The organism is Pantoea sp. paga, assembly GCF_007558755.1.
Classification (GTDB): Bacteria; Pseudomonadota; Gammaproteobacteria; order Enterobacterales; family Enterobacteriaceae; genus Pantoea; species Pantoea agglomerans.
This window is the reverse complement of the sequence record NZ_VLTF01000005.1, coordinates 1-17,847: the sequence shown is the minus strand read 5'-3', so window position 1 is coordinate 17,847 and position 17,847 is coordinate 1. Positions and strand designations below refer to the sequence as shown.

Annotated in this window: 11 protein-coding genes and 1 riboswitch; of the genes, 6 read left to right on the top strand and 5 right to left on the bottom strand. The window is 56.3% G+C overall.

Translation table 11 applies throughout. The features are described 5' to 3' along the window. Positions 1–65 precede the first annotated feature (65 nt). A riboswitch (Lysine riboswitch) is annotated at positions 66–258 on the bottom strand. Positions 259–649: 391 nt separating this feature from the next. From pgi to FOV68_RS14620, 5 genes are all read left to right on the top strand, one after another. Further along, on the top strand, positions 650–2,296 hold the full coding sequence (gene pgi, locus FOV68_RS14640; RefSeq protein WP_033759516.1) for a glucose-6-phosphate isomerase: 1,647 nt from the start codon (positions 650–652) through the stop codon (positions 2,294–2,296). A gap of 565 nt (positions 2,297–2,861) precedes the next feature. Continuing rightward, positions 2,862–3,110: an exopolysaccharide production protein YjbE gene (gene yjbE / locus FOV68_RS14635; RefSeq protein ID WP_010252668.1), complete on the top strand. Its 249-nt coding sequence runs from the start codon at positions 2,862–2,864 to the stop codon at positions 3,108–3,110. Positions 3,111–3,307: 197 nt separating this feature from the next. After that, positions 3,308–3,955 (top strand): YjbF family lipoprotein, encoded by a 648-nt coding sequence (locus FOV68_RS14630; protein WP_143991124.1) that lies wholly within the window; start codon positions 3,308–3,310, stop codon positions 3,953–3,955. Next, entirely contained in the window at positions 3,952–4,695 is a 744-nt protein-coding gene (locus FOV68_RS14625; protein WP_039392155.1) for a capsule biosynthesis GfcC family protein, read from the top strand. Before FOV68_RS14630 ends, FOV68_RS14625 begins: the two co-directional genes overlap by 4 nt. After that, the gene (locus tag FOV68_RS14620) at positions 4,695–6,785 is read left to right on the top strand and encodes a YjbH domain-containing protein (RefSeq protein WP_143991123.1); all 2,091 of its coding nucleotides are present in this window, start codon (positions 4,695–4,697) and stop codon (positions 6,783–6,785) included. Before FOV68_RS14625 ends, FOV68_RS14620 begins: the two co-directional genes overlap by 1 nt. A gap of 286 nt (positions 6,786–7,071) precedes the next feature. Here the strand turns inward: FOV68_RS14620 and metH are convergent, their stop codons facing one another. Further along, positions 7,072–10,755, bottom strand: coding sequence for a methionine synthase (gene metH, locus FOV68_RS14615; RefSeq protein ID WP_143991202.1), 3,684 nt, complete (start codon positions 10,753–10,755; stop codon positions 7,072–7,074). A 194-nt stretch (positions 10,756–10,949) separates the two neighbouring features. Here metH and iclR point away from each other — a divergent pair, with 194 nt between their 5' ends. After that, positions 10,950–11,777, top strand: coding sequence for a glyoxylate bypass operon transcriptional repressor IclR (iclR, locus tag FOV68_RS14610; protein ID WP_010252683.1), 828 nt, complete (start codon positions 10,950–10,952; stop codon positions 11,775–11,777). Here iclR and aceK read toward each other — a convergent pair. The 4 genes from aceK to metA all read right to left on the bottom strand — a co-directional run bounded on the left by aceK (position 11,752) and on the right by metA (position 17,673). Next, entirely contained in the window at positions 11,752–13,500 is a 1,749-nt protein-coding gene (aceK, locus tag FOV68_RS14605) for a bifunctional isocitrate dehydrogenase kinase/phosphatase (RefSeq protein WP_143991122.1), read from the bottom strand. The two genes, iclR and aceK, sit on opposite strands and share 26 nt — an antisense overlap. A gap of 62 nt (positions 13,501–13,562) precedes the next feature. Continuing rightward, positions 13,563–14,864 carry an isocitrate lyase gene (gene aceA, locus FOV68_RS14600; protein ID WP_143991121.1) on the bottom strand — a complete coding sequence of 434 codons (1,302 nt, stop codon included), beginning with the start codon at positions 14,862–14,864 and terminating at the stop codon, positions 13,563–13,565. A gap of 17 nt (positions 14,865–14,881) precedes the next feature. Continuing rightward, positions 14,882–16,480, bottom strand: coding sequence for a malate synthase A (gene aceB / locus FOV68_RS14595; RefSeq protein WP_143991120.1), 1,599 nt, complete (start codon positions 16,478–16,480; stop codon positions 14,882–14,884). A 263-nt stretch (positions 16,481–16,743) separates the two neighbouring features. Next, positions 16,744–17,673 carry a homoserine O-succinyltransferase gene (gene metA / locus FOV68_RS14590; protein ID WP_031593864.1) on the bottom strand — a complete coding sequence of 310 codons (930 nt, stop codon included), beginning with the start codon at positions 17,671–17,673 and terminating at the stop codon, positions 16,744–16,746. Positions 17,674–17,847: the final 174 nt, after the last annotated feature.

Here is a 17,847-nt window from a genome sequence, read left to right as displayed (position 1 = left end):
GAAACATTCTTTCAGCCAGGCACAAGGAAAGAGCAGAAACGGGCGGACAAGATCGGATAGACGAGTCACCCAGAAGCGCCCCACCTTGCGAAACGTCGACTGCAGACGTTTCTGGTGACAACCCAGAGGATTCAGCCCCTGTAGCCGACAGGCAGCACACCGCGTGCTGACCCACCTCGGCGTCGCTCCCCATCATGTGTTTTCACCGGATACGGTTCCTCCAACACACTGCCTGGGCGACGCGCCTCTTCTGGCTTGCGCACAGGTGCGCAAGTAGGCGCATAGATCTAGCCTTTTCTGGACCTGCTGTCAATGTCAGCGATGACCGGAGCGCCGCATCAGAAAACAAATGACTCTGCGTCGCAGCGGCTACAGTGCTTAATGGGTTCAGCCCATGCAGCAATCCCTGATACGGCACAACGTTTTGCGCAGACTTTCGCGTCACACTTTACCGCGCGTTGCCTCTGCGGTCCGCTGGCTGTTCGCGCCAGTGAATGCTGGCGATAAACAGCGGCGTTCAGATCGCCTGTCCGGCGCGCGCTGACAAAATTTTTCCTTTCAGTTACAACTGTGGTCATACTGAAACGCTAAACGGGCATGATGTGCCTCCGATGGAATGACGGTTCTTAATATCAACAAGAGTGTTGCCATGAAAAATATCAATCCGACACAAACCGCAGCCTGGAAAGCGCTGCAACAGCATTTTGAGCAGATGAAGTCGGTAGAAATTGCCGATCTGTTCGCCCAGGATGCCGATCGTTTTGCCAAATTCTCTGCCACCTTTGATGATCAGATGCTGGTGGATTTCTCTAAAAACCGCATCACCCAGGAAACCCTCGATAAGTTACAGGCGCTGGCCAAAGAGACCGACCTGAGCGGTGCCATTAAGTCTATGTTCTCGGGTGAGAAGATTAACCGCACCGAAGATCGTGCGGTGCTGCACGTCGCGCTGCGTAACCGGAGTAACACACCGATTCTGGTGGATGGCAAAGATGTGATGCCAGAGGTCAACGCGGTGCTGGATAAGATGAAAGGCTTCTCTGAGCGCATCATCAGCGGCGAATGGAAAGGCTATACCGGTAAAGCGATCACCGACGTGGTGAATATCGGTATCGGCGGCTCTGACCTCGGCCCGTTTATGGTGACTGAAGCGCTGCGCCCGTACAAAAACCATCTGAACATGCATTTTGTTTCTAACGTTGACGGCACCCACATCGCCGAAACGCTGAAAGATCTCAGCCCGGAAACCACCCTGTTCCTGGTGGCATCGAAAACCTTCACCACCCAGGAAACCATGACCAACGCCCACAGCGCGCGCGACTGGTTCCTGAAAACGGCGGGCGACCAGCAACACGTAGCGAAACACTTTGCTGCGCTGTCGACCAACGCCAAAGCGGTGGGCGAATTCGGTATCGACACCAACAACATGTTTGAATTCTGGGACTGGGTTGGCGGCCGCTATTCACTGTGGTCAGCGATCGGCCTGTCGATTATTCTCTCGATTGGCTTCGATAACTTCGAGCAGCTGCTGAGCGGCGCACATGCCATGGACCAGCACTTCGCCTCTGCGCCGGCTGAGCAGAACCTGCCGGTGCTGCTGGCGCTGATTGGCATCTGGTACAACAATTTCTTTGGTGCTGAAACCGAAGCGATTCTGCCTTACGACCAGTACATGCACCGCTTTGCCGCCTATTTCCAGCAGGGGAATATGGAGTCAAACGGCAAGTATGTGGATCGTGCCGGTCATCCGGTAGACTACCAGACTGGCCCAATCATCTGGGGCGAACCTGGCACCAACGGTCAGCACGCGTTTTATCAGCTGATCCATCAGGGTACCAAGCTGGTTCCGTGTGACTTTATTGCCCCGGCCATTACCCATAACGCACTCGCGGATCACCATCCGAAGCTGCTCTCTAACTTCTTTGCCCAGACTGAAGCGCTGGCGTTTGGTAAGTCACGCGACGTCGTAGAGAAAGAGTTTACCGATGCCGGTAAATCCGCAGAGTCTGTGGCCCATATCGTGCCGTTCAAGGTGTTTGAAGGTAACCGCCCGACTAACTCCATCCTGCTGCGTGAGATTACTCCCTACAGCCTGGGTGCACTGATTGCCCTGTATGAGCACAAAATCTTCACTCAGGGTGCCATCCTGAATATCTTCACCTTCGATCAGTGGGGTGTGGAATTAGGTAAGCAGCTGGCGAACCGTATTCTGCCGGAACTGGAAAACGAGGACGAAATTACCACTCACGACAGCTCCACTAATGCCTTAATTAACCGCTATAAATCCTGGCGTTAATCGGCGTTAATTTCATCGGGCGGCCACTTTGCCGCCCTTTTTTTGTCTGTCTTTACATCTGAATGGGCTGTTTATATCGTCGGGGAGGATGGATTGTCAGGGAAAAGTCTTAAAATCCCCTAAGATAATTCTGAACATCGATACACTGAACGGACCGATCTAAAGTATAAAATGGCCCTGAAACGGGACGATCTCTATTGTTAGCCATTGATTCATAATCATATTCAGTTTCAGCAATCCTCAGTAAATTCTGATTATTCTTATTCCGTACCAGATATTAATAAAAAAGAACATTACGCTTTGCAATTGATTCGCCAGCAGCGAAATATCTGGCATCAGCCCGAAATATTCCGATATAAAAAGTAGTTATCCCCAATCCAGCTAATTAAATCACGCGTCCACCCCGCTATTCACCCTGGTTTTTCCGGTGCTGAACTCTGGTATTTTGTTGCCCTATACTGAACGCGCCCGCAATGGGACTGTCCGTCGATTTTGCCGCAGTCTGACTGTGTTGCAACCTCAGCGGACAGAGATCCTTCATTCACTCAATGCAGGAAACGCTGTTATGAAAAAAACTATGGTTGCCGGTGCAGCCTTGATCTTCGTTGCCGTCTCTTCCAGCGCATTTGCTGCGCCGGAAGAAGCTGGTACCGCAGCTGGCGCGCAGGCGGGAGCAATCTCTGCTGGCACGTCGACCGCTGTGGGTATCGGTGCACTTGGCGCGCTGGTCGGGCTCGGCATTGCCGCTTCTGGCGGTGGTGACGGTGCAAATACCGGTACAACAACCACGACCACGACGAGCACCACTCGTTGATGGATGCCCGACCCCCGTCTGATTGCTGATCTGCAGCAAACGGGCAGAGGCTGAACCACTGACTTCGGTGAGTGATGACGCTGAGCCACGTAACCTGTATTTCTGCAGCCGGAACGGGACGGGCAGAGCACCTTTAAACATAACCACACGCCTGTGTGGTTATTTTTTACTTTGGCATGACTTATCAGGGACACACAGTGCGCCAACTTCCTCTGCTGCTCGCTTGCCTGCTGCTGCAGGCCTGTACACAAACGCAAAAAGGTCTTGAACAGACGCTGCTGCTTGCGGTTAACGGTCCGGACGACGTGACCGTTACCGATCAACAGGTCAACAATCTTCCCTATGCCAGTCTCTATGCTCGCCTGAATGAAGGTCCGCGCATTTTTGTGGTGCTCGGCTACAACGAGAAAGGTCAGCAGAAATGGGTGACACAGGATCAGGCGATGCTGGCGACACAGCATGGCCGCCTGGTTAAAACCCTGGGCTTGCCGGATAACCTGCTGAGCGTCAGCAATCTGCAACAGGATCCGCTCGCTGACAGCCTGCATATCAGCAACGACGCAGGCTGGACCCGCATCGTGCAGTGGACCGAACAGGGCAAGGTTCGCGGCGCGACTGTGCGTTCAACCTTCCAGCGCGGCACCGACGAAGTCCTGACCGTGGCGGGCAACCGCATTCCGTGCCGCGTCTGGCATGAGCAGGTGAGCATCGACAGCAGTAACCGCGAGTGGGAAAACACCTTCTGGATCGATAACAGCAGCGGCGATGTGGTGCAGGCCCATCAGATGCTGGCGGCAGACGCCTTCCCTGTAGATATCACTATTCTGAAGCCGGCGAAATCATGAAAAAAATCACTTTTTTGCTGGCCGGGCTGAGCCTGTTCAGCGCCGCAGAAGCGCAGGCAACCGCGCAGGTTATCGTTCATGCACCGCACAACGGCGGTCAGGCTGAGCTGAGCCAGGTCGCGGATCTGTCCCAGCTGGTGACTCTGCCTCCACTGCAGGTCAACACTGACTGGCGCGCGACCTTTATTGCCGAGCGCGGCGCCAGTGCAGTAGCACAGCAGCACTATCAACAGACGCTGGGCGCGTTACGTGCCTGGCGTGCCGACAGCAGCGGCGATCGGGCGGCGGCCATTGATGAGGTGATCCGCCAGCTGAACGCCATCAAAGTGGCAGGTCGCCAGTTCACGTCGCTCGACCCGGACTGGATCCGTCTGCATCCGGCTGACAACCGTCGGCTGGAAGGCAGCTATGACCTCTATCTGCAGGCCCCCTCCGATTCTGTGCTGCTGCTCGGCGCGCTGAGCGGCGCAGGCAAAGTGAGCTGGCAGCCGGGTAAATCAGTACGCGACTATCTGGATGGTCATGACGCACTCTCCGGGGCAGAACGCAATTTTGTCACGGTGATTGCACCTTCAGGCGCCACACAGCAGGTGCCGGTTGCCTACTGGAATCATCGCCACGCGGAAGTGGAGCCAGGCAGCATTATCTGGCTCGGTTTTTCGTCATGGAGCCTGCCAGGCAGCTATGAAGACCTTAATGAACGCATCCTTTCCGTACTGACTCACCGGATACCAGACTGATGAAAAAACGTTATCTCTTCAGCCTGTTGGCTGTTTCTGTGGCGGCAGCCTGTCAGGCGCAGGCTGACACCTGGCCCGAGCCGGTGGGCCCTTCACAATCCGATTTCGGCGGCGTGGGTCTGATGCAGGTGCCGACGGCGCGCATGGCCAAAGAGGGCGAGTTCAGCCTCAACGCGCGCGACAACGATCAGTACCGATACTACTCCGCGTCACTGCAGCTCTTTCCCTGGCTGGAGACCACGGTGCGGTATACCGACGTTCGTACCCGTCAGTACAGTGCGGTCTCAGAATTCAGCGGCACGCAGAGCTATAAAGATAAAGCCTTCGACCTGAAACTCCGTCTGTGGCAGGAGGGCTTCTGGCTGCCGGAAGTGGCGGTGGGCACCCGCGATCTGGGCGGTACCGGTCTGTTCGACAGCGAATATCTGGTGGCGACCAAAGCATGGGGACCGTTCGACTTTACCCTGGGGCTTGGCTGGGGCTATCTCGGCAACAGCGGCACCGTGAAGAATCCCTTCTGCTCATACAGCGACAGCTATTGCCAGCGTCCGCAGGTGGGCGAAGCGGGTTCAATCAACGGCTCGCAGATGTTCCACGGCCCGACGGCGCTGTTTGGCGGCGTGGAGTATCAGACGCCCTGGCAGCCGCTGCGCCTTAAAATGGAGTATGAGGGCAACGACTACCAGAATGACTTTGCTGGTCGCCTTGAGCAGCGCAGCAAGCTCAACGTCGGAGCGATTTATCGCGTGACCGACTGGGCTGACATCAACGCCAGCTACGAACGCGGTAACACCTTTATGTTTGGTGTCACCATTCGCACCAACTTCAACGATCTGCGTCAGGCGCACATCGACAGTGAGAAGCCTTCCTACAATCCGCAGCCGCAACCTAAGTTGCTGGAGCCGACGGTGGTGGGCACTCAGCTGACCGATCTGAAATACAATGCCGGTCTCGATGGTCCGCGTATTCAGACTCAGGGTCACACGATCTATGTGTCAGGCGAACAGACAAAGTATCGCGATACCCGTGAAGGGGTGGATCGTGCTAACCGCATCATCATGAACCACCTGCCTGACGGCATCGACACCATCAATGTCACCGAGTCGCGCTTTAACATGCCACAGGTGACGACTGAGACGCAGGTCGCCAGCCTGCGTAACAATCTGGAAGGCTATCCGCTGGGCCATGAGCAGTCACTGCAACAGACACGCAAAGAACCGGTCGATCCGGGTAGCACCGAGCAGGGTATGTTTATCCGTCAGGATCGCCTGAACTACAGCCTCTCACCGGTGCTGAATCAGTCGGTGGGCGGCCCGGAAAGCTTCTATATGTATCAGGTCGGCGTAATGGCTAACGCTGATTACTGGCTGACGGATCACCTGCTGGTGGGTGGTAGTCTGTTTGGTAACCTCGCCAACAACTACGACAAGTTCAACTACAACGGCGCACCGGCGGACTCTTCGCTGCCGCGCGTGCGTACCCATATCCGCGACTACGTTGAGAACAACGTCTACGTCAACGATCTGCAGGCAAACTATATGGGCCACCTCGGTAACGGCTTCTATGGTCAGGTTTACGGCGGGTACCTGGAGACGATGTACGGCGGCGTGGGCGGCGAGCTGCTCTATCGTCCGGTCGATGCGAACTGGGCGGTGGGCGTCGATGCCAACTATGTCCGTCAGCGTGACTGGGACAACATGATGCAGTTCAATCGCTATAAAGCCTCAACCGGCAACCTGACGGGTTACTGGCGTCCATGGTTCATGCAGGATGTATTGGTGAAAACCAGCGTCGGTCAGTATCTGGCGAAAGATAAAGGCGTGACGGTCGATGTGTCGAAGCGCTTCGACAGCGGCGTGATGGTGGGTGTCTATGCCACCAAAACCAACGTCTCGTCTGAAGAGTATGGCGAAGGCGACTTCACCAAAGGCTTCTATATCTCTATCCCAATGGATCTGTTCACCGTGACGCCAACGCGCGGTCGCGCGCAGGTGAACTGGGTGCCGCTGACGCGTGATGGCGGTCAGATGCTGGGTCGCAAGTACCAGCTGTATGATCTGACGTCCGATCGCGACGCTCGCTTTAACTAAGCAGATGGCGGCCTCAGGGCCGTTTCATGCGGTTAACAGAAAGCAGGCTCAGGGAGCATACGCCTGAAGCAAAGCATAGCAATGAGATCGCGCCTGCTCAGGGAACCCGGTCAGATCGGAAAGGCGCTAATGCCATCCCTGGCCGCTCGGCCAGCGCCGTCCCTGGCGCGGGACGCTTTCCTCCTCTGACCGGGTTCCCTGCGCGTTGAGTTTCTTCATTGCTGCCAGATTTAACCGGAGCTGGATTTGTCAGCAGTCTGAAGCGGCCCTCAGGCCGCTTTTTTACTTAGTCCGCGTCGTAGCCGAGATTCGGCGCCAGCCAGCGCTCCACTTCCGTGACCGACATCCCTTTGCGTGCCGCATAATCTTCCACCTGGTCACGCTGGATCTGCGCCACGGCGAAATAGCGGCTGTCAGGATGGCTGAAGTACCAGCCAGAGACTGACGCGCCCGGCCACATGGCAAAGGATTCGGTGAGCTTCATGCCGGTCTGTTCTTCCACCGCCAGCAGACGCCAGATGGCGGCTTTCTCAGTGTGCTCCGGGCAGGCCGGATAGCCTGGCGCCGGACGTATCCCCTGATAATTTTCCCGAATCAGCTCTTCATTACTGAGATTTTCGTTAGGCGCGAAGCCCCAGATCACCTTACGTACCCGCTCGTGCAGGTATTCGGCAAAGGCTTCCGCCAGACGGTCAGCCAGCGCTTTCACCATGATCTTGTTGTAGTCGTCATGCTGACGATCGTACGCCTCCGCCAGCGCATCCTCTTCCAGCCCACCGGTCACCGCAAAGGCCCCGAGATAGTCCGCTTTACCGCTCGATTTCGGGGCCACAAAATCCGCCAGACAGTAGTTGGCGAAGTCGGTTTTTTCGGTCTGCTGGCGTAAGTGATGGCTCACACACAAAATCTCATCACGCCGCTCATCACTGTAGAGATGAATATCATCGCCGACCCGGTTAGCCGGAAAAATACCGACCACGCCACGTGGCTTCAGCAGCGACTGCTGGCTTAATCTGTCGAGCATCGCATTAGCATCGGCAAACAGACGCTGCGCCTCTTCACCCACCACCTCATCCTCCATGATACGGGGATATTTGCCCGCCAGCGACCAGGTCATAAAGAACGGCGTCCAGTCGATGTAGTTGCGCAGCGTTTCAATGCTGGCCTCCACCTGGCTGACCCCGGGACGATGCGGCACGGGTGGCGTGTAACTCTCCCAGTCAATTGAGGTGGCATTATCGCGCGCCGCCTGCAGCGAGACCGGCGGCGTGCGCGGCTTTTTGCGTGCATGCTGAATGCGCACGGTCTCGTACTCTTTGCGGGTTCGGGCGACGAAATCCTCTTTTAAGGTAGCGGAAAGCAGCGACGACACCACGCCAACGGTTCGTGAGGCGTTCTGCACGTAGACCGTCGGGCCGCTGTAATGCTGCTCAATTTTGACAGCGGTATGCGCCTTCGAGGTGGTCGCGCCGCCAATCAGCAGCGGTAAGGTAAAGCCCTGACGCTCCATCTCTTTCGCCATGTTGACCATCTCATCCAGCGACGGCGTAATCAGGCCTGATAAGCCGATGATGTCCGCATTCACTTCGCGCGCCGTTTTAAGAATTTTTTCGCCCGGCACCATCACGCCAAGGTCAATGATTTCGTAGTTATTACACTGCAGCACCACGCCGACAATATTTTTGCCGATGTCGTGTACGTCGCCTTTGACCGTGGCCAGCACGATTTTACCGTTGCTGCGCCCCGCCTCTTTACTGGCTTCGATAAAGGGTTCCAGATACGCCACCGCCTGCTTCATCACGCGCGCCGATTTCACCACCTGCGGCAGGAACATCTTGCCCTCACCGAACAGGTCACCGACCACGTTCATGCCGGACATCAGCGGGCCTTCAATCACCTCTATCGGACGTGGCACCTGCTGGCGCGCCTCTTCGGTATCCTGCTCGATAAACTCGGTGATCCCCTTGACCAGCGAATACTCCAGCCGTTTCACCACGTCCCAGCTGCGCCATTCCGCGAGCTGTTTTTCCTGCGAGCCATCGCTTTTGCCGCCACGGTATTTCTCCGCCAGCGTCAGCAGCCGCTCGGTGCCATCATCCCGCCGGTTAAGAATCACATCCTCTACCGCCTCGCGCAGTTCTGCCGGCAAATCGTCATAGATGGCCAGCTGGCCTGCGTTGACGATGCCCATATCCATGCCTTTACGGATGGCGTAATAGAGAAAGACGGCATGTATCGCTTCACGCACCGGATCGTTGCCACGGAATGAAAACGATACGTTGGAGACGCCGCCGGAGATCATCGCATGGGGCAGCTCGCGCTTGATATCTTCGCAGGCACCAATGAAATCCATGGCGTAGTTGTTGTGTTCGTCGATGCCGGTGGCGACCGCAAAGATGTTGGGGTCGAAGATAATATCTTCCGGCGGGAAGCCGACCTGTTCGGTGAGGATCCGGTAAGCACGGCGGCAGATCTCAATTTTTCGGGCGCGGGTATCCGCCTGACCCACTTCGTCAAACGCCATGACCACCATCGCCGCGCCGTAACGCCGGACCTGACGGGCATGATGAATAAAGGCCGCTTCACCCTCTTTCATCGAAATTGAGTTCACGATCCCTTTGCCCTGTATGCACTGCAACCCTTTCTCAATCACCTCCCATTTTGAGGAGTCGATCATGATCGGCACGCGGGCGATATCCGGTTCGCCAGCAATCAGATTCAGAAAGCGCACCATCGCCGCCTCGGTGTCGAGCATGCCCTCATCCATGTTGATGTCGATGATCTGCGCGCCGCTCTGCACCTGCTGCAACGCTACTTCCAGCGCTTCGTTATACTTCTCTTCTTTGATCAGCCGTTTAAATTTTGCCGAGCCGGTGACGTTGGTGCGCTCACCGACGTTAACAAACAGTGACTCTGCGGTGATGTTAAGCGGCTCCAGACCGGAGAGACGACAGGCCACCGGGATCGTCGGCAACTGACGCGGTGCGACGCCTTCAACCGCCGCCACCATGGCAGCGATATGTTGCGGTGTGGTGCCACAGCAGCCGCCGATAATGTTCAGGAATCCGGCGGTGGCCCATTCACCAATCTGCTGCGCCATCACTTCCGCATCCAGATCATATTCGCCAAAGGCATTGGGCAGACCGGCGTTGGGATGGGCGGTCACGTAGCCTTCAGCGATGCGCGACAGTTCCGCCACATACTGACGAAGCTCGTCGGGTCCCAGTGCGCAGTTCAGGCCAAAAGAGAGCGGTTCGGCGTGACGCAGCGAGTTGTAAAAAGCTTCGGTTGTCTGGCCAGAGAGCGTTCGGCCGGAGGCGTCGGTGATAGTGCCGGAGATCATCAGCGGCAGCGCAACGCCAAGCGCTTCCATCTCGGTCTGCACCGCATAGACGGCTGCTTTGGCATTCAGCGTATCGAACACCGTTTCAATCATGATGATGTCGGAACCGCCCTCCACCAGCGCGCGGGTCGATTCGCGGTACGCCTCCACCAGCTGATTAAAAGTAACGTTACGGTAGGCAGGATCGTTGACGTCGGGTGAGATCGAGCAGGTGCGGTTGGTCGGGCCGAGCACACCCGCAACATAGCGCGGACGATCCGGCGTTTTCGCCGTCCACGCATCGGCGCAGGCTCGCGCCAGGCGGGCCGCTTCAAAATTGATCTCCGCCGATAAACTTTCCATCTGGTAATCCGCCATCGCAATCGACGTGGCGTTAAAGGTGTTGGTTTCGAGGATATCCGTACCCGCCGCCAGATATGCGTCGTGGATCTCGCGGATCACCGCTGGTTTACTCAGCACCAGCAGATCGTTGTTGCCTTTGAGATCGCAAGGCCAGTCAGCAAAACGGCTGCCGCGATAATCCTCTTCTTCCAGCTTATAGCTCTGGATCATGGTGCCCATACCACCATCCAGCACCATAATGCGTTGTGCGAGCTGCTGCTTTAACGCGTCGATTTTATTGCTCACTGTTGCCCCATTCACGTCAGTCTGCTGGCGGAAAAGCCCGTTTTTCATTCTGGCACAAGCTGGTCAGGCGACAAAGTAACCTCGAATGAGAGATTTTCAGGTCACGGCTATACAGGTCTGACCAGAAAACCAGCGTTTGCAATGCGCGTGATTAAAACGAAAATGATTTCCACAATGTAAAAGGAGAAACAATGATGGCAACGCCGGTTCCTGTTAAGCGCGGCAAGAAACCCCGTGGCACCCCTGTCGCCGCACCCGCGGGCGGTCAGGTGCAATCGCTGACCCGTGGCCTGACGCTGCTGGAGCTGATTGCTGACTCACATGGCAGCGTAGCGCTGACCGAGCTGGCGCAGCAGGCGGGTTTGCCTAACTCCACCACGCATCGCCTGCTCAGCACCATGCAGCAGCAGGGTTTTGTCCGGCAGGTGGGCGATCTCGGGCTGTGGACGATCGGCGCACACGCCTTCGTGGTCGGCAGCAGTTTCCTGCAGAGCCGTAACCTGCTGGCGCTGGTACACCCGGTGCTGCGTAGCCTGATGGAGCAGTCCGGTGAAACGGTGAATCTGGCGGTGCTGGATCTCAGCGATCACCAGGCGGTGATCATTGATCAGGTGCAGTGTACCCAGCTGATGCGAATGTCCGCGCCGATTGGCGGCAAGCTGCCGATGCATGCGTCTGGCGCAGGTAAAGCGTTCCTGGCCCACTTGGGTGATGAGCAGGTCACCGCCCTGCTGCATCAGAAAGGATTACATTACTACACGCCGAAAACCCTGATGTCGCCGCAGAGTCTGAAAGAGAATCTGGCGCTGGTGCGCAAAGCGGGCTTCTCGTTTGATGATGAAGAGCATGCGCTTGGACTACGCTGTGTCGCCGCGCCAATCTATGACGAACATGGCGAGGCGTTTGCCGCGCTCTCCATCTCCGGCCCCATCGCCCGCATGACAGACGATCGGATTACTGAATTAGGTGCACTGGTCATCCGCGAAGCGCGCCAGGTTACGCTGGCGTACAGCGGTCGTTAACGGTTTCTGCACCGTAGCAGACGCTGAAACGCTGCGTCTGCCGCCAGGCGATCACCTCTTCCACATGGCCCTGGGCAATGCGCTGCTGCTGCGCGCGCCACCAGCGGGCGTCGAATATCTCCGGATGCAGTTGCAGCAGCAATGCGCCGGTAGCGGCTTCACTGCATAACGCATAGCGGAAGGTTTCCGGGAAGACATCGTCCGGCCCGACGCTGTACCAGGGCTCGGCGCTGAGTTCATCCTCCTCATAGCGCGCCGCGGGCACCTCCCGGAAGTGCAGCTCCTGCATCGGGCGGATCTCATCGTAATCGTAAAAAATCACCCGGCCATGGCGGGTGATGCCGAAGTTTTTAAACAGCATGTCTCCGGGAAAGATATTGGCCGCCGCCAGCTGTCGGATAGCATTTCCATACTCCTCAATCGCGTGACGTCGCTCTGCGGCATTCGCCTGGGCCAGGTAGAGATTGAGCGGCTGCATACGGCGCTCCAGCCACAGATGACGAATAATCAGGCGATCGCCTTCGATATGCAGCTTCTCAGCCACGCAGGCGTGGAGCTCTGCCAGCAGCGCCGGTGAGATGCGCGACAGCGGCAGCGCAAACTGCTCGAACTCCTGCGTATCCGCCATACGTCCCACGCGATCGTGCTCTTTGACCTGCTGATAACAGGCGCGAACCTGTGCTTCCGTCACCTCTTTTTGCGGCGCGAAGCGATCCCTGATGACCTTGAACACCCAGTCAAAGCCCGGCAGCGTGAAGACCAGCATCACCATACCGCGCACGCCGGGTGCGATCTCAAAGGCCGTCTTATTCTCTGTCAGCGCCTGAAGATATTCGCGATAGCTCTCGGTTTTACCGTGCTTCTGGCAGCCAATCGCCATATAGCGCTCCGCCAGGGTTTTGCCAGGCAGAATCGGTTGCAGCCAGGCAACCAGCGCCGCAGGCACTGGCGCATAAACCATGAAATAGGCGCGGGCAAAACCAAACACAATGCTGGCGTCATTCACATCGGTCAGACAGGTGTCGATCCACAGTTCGCCCGTTTCACTGCGCTGGATCGGCAGCAGACAGGGCAAAATGCCCCCCGGCAGATGCAGGCGCGCCACCAGCCAGGCGGTTTTGTTACGATAGAAGAGTTCACTGTTAACCTCGAGCCAGCCCTGGTCCAGCCTGGGAAAATGCGACTGCAGGTGGCGGACAATCCAGCCGACGTCGCGAGCGCGGTGCTGCCACGGCAACGTCAGCGGTAAATCGCTCAACACCTGATCCACCAGTGCCAGCCAGCCCCGCTCCGGCTGATAACGGCGCGATAACGGGCGCAAAGGTGTGACCGGCGCGGTCAGGGATTGAGAGCTGAAGATAAACAGCCGGTCCGGCTGCAGATCGGCATGTCCATGTAACCGGCAGTAGACGGAATTAAAGAAGCTTTCGGCAATTTCATGCCGTGGATAGCCGGGCAGCAGGCTTTGATAGTGGTCCTTAACCCGCAGCCAGAACATCTCATCCCAGCTGGCCGCACCGTTCAGCACCCGCAATTGATCGGCAACCAGGCTGACATGATGATCATAGAGATGGATGCGGGCCTTCATGGCATGCTGCACCGCCTGCCATTCCGCCTGCTCAAACCGCTGCTGCGCGCCAGCAGTGATGTCGAGAAAGCGGCCATACTGCGCATCAAAACCCTGCAGGATAGTGTGGGCGATCAATGATTCGCGTGGCGGCATAATCAGCTCCGGTAAACGCCCGCCCGCGGTTTGCGGACGGGGAATCAGTCAGAGAAAAAGGGTCAGAACTGATGCTCTTCGGTCGAACCGGTGAGCGCGGTGACCGAAGACTTACCGCCCTGAATGATATTGGTCACCTGATCAAAATAGCCGGTGCCCACCTCCTGCTGATGCGATGAGAAACTGTAACCGTGATCGCGGGCAGCGAACTCAGGCTGCTGAACCTTTTCAACATAGTGACGCATACCTTCGCCCTGGGCGTAGGCGTGGGCCAGATCGAACATGTTGAACCACATGCTGTGGATGCCCGCCAGCGTGATGAACTGGAAGCGATAGCCCATATCGCTGAGCGCCTGCTGAAACTTCGCGATGGTGCGATCGTCGAGGTTCTTCTTCCAGTTGAACGACGGTGAACAGTTGTAGGCCAGCAGCTTGCCGGGGAAACGCGCATGAATGGCGTCGGCAAAGCGCTGCGCCATCGCCAGATCCGGCGTTGAGGTTTCACACCACAGGATGTCTGCATAAGGTGCATAGGCCAGCCCGCGACTGATCGCCTGTTCAATGCCGGCGTGGGTGCGAAAGAAGCCCTCTGCTGTCCGGTCGCCCTGGATAAAGGGCCGATCGTATTCATCGCAGTCTGAGGTAATCAGGTCAGCGGCGTCGGCATCGGTGCGTGCCAGCAGCACGGTTGGCACGCCCATCACATCGGCAGCCAGCCGTGCCGCCACCAGTTTCTGAATGGCTTCCTGAGTCGGTACCAGAACTTTGCCGCCCATGTGACCGCATTTTTTTACCGCCGCCAGCTGATCTTCGAAGTGGACCGCCGCCGCGCCCGCCTGAATCATCGCCTTCATCAGCTCATACGCATTCAGCACGCCGCCAAAACCAGCTTCAGCATCGGCCACAATTGGCAGGAAGAAATCGGTATGCCGGCTGTCTCCCGCTTCAATGCCGCTGGACCACTGAATCTGATCGGCGCGCTGAAAAGTCTGATTAATGCGCGTCACCACCTCCGGCACCGAGTTCACCGGGTAGAGTGACTGATCGGGATACATCTGCCCCGCCACGTTGGCATCCGCAGCCACCTGCCAGCCAGAAAGGTAGATCGCTTCGATGCCCGCTTTGGCCTGCTGCAATGCCTGCCCGCCGCTCAGCGCACCCAGGCTATTGATATACCCTTTCTTCGCCTCGCCATTCAGCAACGCCCATAATTTCTCCGCACCGCGTTCTGCCAGCGTACAGGCGGGCAGGACCGAGCCGCGCAGATTGACGACTTCTGCTGCGCTGTAAGGGCGGCTAATGCCCTGCCAGCGTGCGGTCTGCCAGAGTTGTTCCAGTTGATCGATCTGTTGAGTACGTGTCATGGCAATAGCTCCTCTGTTCAGGGGATCAGGCGATAGCCTGGCAGGGTAAGAAAGGAAACCAGCTCGCGCTCGGTGGTGATCTGAGCCATCAGCTGCGCCGCGTCGTCATAGCGACCGGCGCTGAAGTGGGCTTCGCCCAGCGCGTTTTGCAGCAGATGCAGCTCTTCGTTCAGCCAGCGCAGAAACAGTTCAGCTGTGACCTGCTGGCCGTTGTTCAGCATTTGCTGATGACGAATCCATTGCCAGATTGAGGTGCGTGCGATCTCAGCGGTGGCGGCATCCTCCATCAGTCCGTCAATCGGGACACAGCCGTTACCGCTGATCCACGCTTCCAGATATTGCAGCGCAACACGGATGTTGGCGCGCATACCGGCTTCGGTGCGCTCACCCTGACAGGGCGCCAGCAGTTGCTCCGCCGTGATCGGCGCATCCTCTTCCCGCATGACCTGCAGCTGGTTTGGCCGGTCGCCCAGCGCGGTGTTGAAGACCGCCATCGCGGTCTCTGCCAGACCAGGATGAGCAATCCAGGTGCCGTCATGCCCGTTACCTGCCTCCCGCTGCTTATCTTCCGTCACGCGCTGCAGTACCCAGGCATTGCGCGTGGGATCTTTAGCGGGGATCAGTGCTGACATCCCGCCCATCGCAAAAGCGCCCCGGCGATGACAGGTTTTAATCAGCAGTCGCGAATAAGCGTCCAGGAACGGCTGAGACATGGTGACGGACTGGCGATCCGGCAGCACGCGATCCGCATGCTGTTTCAGGGTTTTGATATAGCTGAAGATGTAATCCCAGCGGCCACAGTTGAGGCCAACAATGTGATCGCGCAGATTCCACAGGATCTCATCCATCTGAAACACGGCGGGTAAGGTTTCGATCAAAACAGTGGCTTTGATCGTGCCACGCGGCAGATCGAACTGATCCTCGCTGAAACTGAAGATCTCACGCCACCAGGCGATCTCCTGCCAGCTCTCGGTTTTCGGCAGATAGAAATAAGGACCGCTGCCTTTGGCCAGTAATGGCCGGACGTTGTGGAAGAAATAGAGCGCGAAATCAAACAGCCCGGCCGGAATTGCCTTCCCCTGCCAGCTGACATGTTTTTCTGACAGATGCAGACCGCGCACCCGGCACATCAGCACGGCAGGGGTAGCGCCGAGCTGATAAATTTTGCCTTTGTCGCTGGTATAACTCAGGGTGCCCTGTACTGCTTCGCGCAGTGTCAGCTGCCCTTCAATCAACTTTGACCACTCCGGAGACAGCGAATCTTCAAAGTCGGCCATAAAGACTTTAACGTTTGAGTTCAGGGCGTTAATTACCATTTTCCGATCGGGTGGGCCGGTGATCTCGACCCGACGATCTTCTAAATCTGCCGGAATAGATTGAATACGCCATTCACTGGCTTTTATGGAAGCCGTTTCCATATCGAAGTCTGGCAGATAGCCCTGGTCATATTGCTGCTGACGCTGCTGGCGAGCCGATAACAGCACTTCGCGTTGCGGTGCAAAGCGTGCGACCAGAGTCTCTAAAAAAGAAACAGCCTCGGGCGTTAACAGCTGCTGTTCGGCATGGCTAAAGGGCTGGCTGAAAATCAGGGTATGGCTGATCACTGAGTCTGTCATGCTGGCGTTCTCCTGTATTTAAAGGATCGAAAGCAGCGGATCCACACGGTGTTTATTTTGTAAGCTACAGGATCAGAGCATAAGCATTTATTTTTTTAAATCAAAAACTATTTCCATTTTCAATAAAATATTCATCTATCTCGATGTTTTATATGAAATAAAAATTTAATCAGTTAAAGGAATTGCTTTCATTTAACGTTTTGCAGGCGAAAAAAAACCGTGTTGCCATCGGCTAACACGGTTCAGTTGATCTTCAGACGGGACTATTCCAGCGTTGGGTTCATGTGACGCAGATCGAACGGCGTGATCTGGTAAACGTAGTAGTTGAGCCAGTTCGAGAACAGCAGATTGCCGTGACTGCGCCATGTGGCGCGGGGTGGCAAGGCCGGATTATCCTGCGGGAAATAGTTATAAGGGACTTCCGGATTCACTCCCGCTTCATAATCGCGATGATACTCACCAGACAACGTCAGGGCATCATATTCCGGGTGGCCGGTAACGAACACCAGACGTTTGTCTTTACTCGCCATCAGATAGGCACCGGTTTGTTCCGATTCAGCAAACAGCTCAAGATCGGTGTAATCCGTAATCAAATGAGTGGGAAAATCAGCATAGCGTGAGTGCGGTGCGAGGAAATTATCATCAAAACCGCGGGTCAGTAACGCATGGGGATGCAGTATCTGATGCTCATAGACGCCAGACAGTTTGTTATGCCGGGTTTGCTTGGGAATACCATACAGAATGTTAAGCGCAGCCTGCACCGCCCAACAGACAAACAGGGTTGAGGTGACATGCTCATTTGCCCAGTGCAGAACGCGCTGAATCTGTGGCCAGTAAGCGACATCATTAAAATCAACCAGCCCGAGTGGCGCACCTGTCACGATTAAGCCATCGTAGTTATCATGCTGGATATCTTCAAAATTGCAGTAGAAGTTGTTGAGGTGCTCAGTGGGTGTATTGCGTGACTCACGGCTGTCGATGCGCAGCAGCTGAATATCGATCTGTAAGGGCGAGTTGGAAAGCAGACGCAGAAACTGATTCTCCGTTTCGATCTTTTTCGGCATCAGATTCAGTATGAGCACTTTAAGCGGGCGGATCTCCTGAACACTGGCGCGCGACGATGTCATCACAAAGACATTTTCGTCACGCAAAAAATTCACTGCCGGTAATTCGTCGGGAACCCTGATTGGCATAACCTGCTCACCTCTTACAACCATATAAACGTTTAGACATCCAGATGCCCAACATTAGCCTGTTCGTTGTAAGATGTCGAGGTTTGATGCAGAAAATGAAAATGTTTCAGCTTAACGTGGCAAAGTGCAGACGTAAAAAAGCCCCGCACTACTGTGCGGGGCTTCTTCACTTAA

What these genes read in the sequence shown, in the direction of transcription:
- aceK (WP_143991122.1), bottom strand. Translation starts at nt 13,500, where the DNA reads ATGCCGCCACGCGAATCATTGATCGCCCACACTATCCTGCAGGGTTTT.
- FOV68_RS14620 (WP_143991123.1), top strand. Translation starts at nt 4,695, where the DNA reads ATGAAAAAACGTTATCTCTTCAGCCTGTTGGCTGTTTCTGTGGCGGCA.
- aceA (WP_143991121.1), bottom strand. Translation starts at nt 14,864, where the DNA reads ATGACACGTACTCAACAGATCGATCAACTGGAACAACTCTGGCAGACC.
- metA (WP_031593864.1), bottom strand. Translation starts at nt 17,673, where the DNA reads ATGCCAATCAGGGTTCCCGACGAATTACCGGCAGTGAATTTTTTGCGT.
- pgi (WP_033759516.1), top strand. Translation starts at nt 650, where the DNA reads ATGAAAAATATCAATCCGACACAAACCGCAGCCTGGAAAGCGCTGCAA.
- FOV68_RS14625 (WP_039392155.1), top strand. Translation starts at nt 3,952, where the DNA reads ATGAAAAAAATCACTTTTTTGCTGGCCGGGCTGAGCCTGTTCAGCGCC.
- aceB (WP_143991120.1), bottom strand. Translation starts at nt 16,480, where the DNA reads ATGACAGACTCAGTGATCAGCCATACCCTGATTTTCAGCCAGCCCTTT.
- iclR (WP_010252683.1), top strand. Translation starts at nt 10,950, where the DNA reads ATGGCAACGCCGGTTCCTGTTAAGCGCGGCAAGAAACCCCGTGGCACC.
- yjbE (WP_010252668.1), top strand. Translation starts at nt 2,862, where the DNA reads ATGAAAAAAACTATGGTTGCCGGTGCAGCCTTGATCTTCGTTGCCGTC.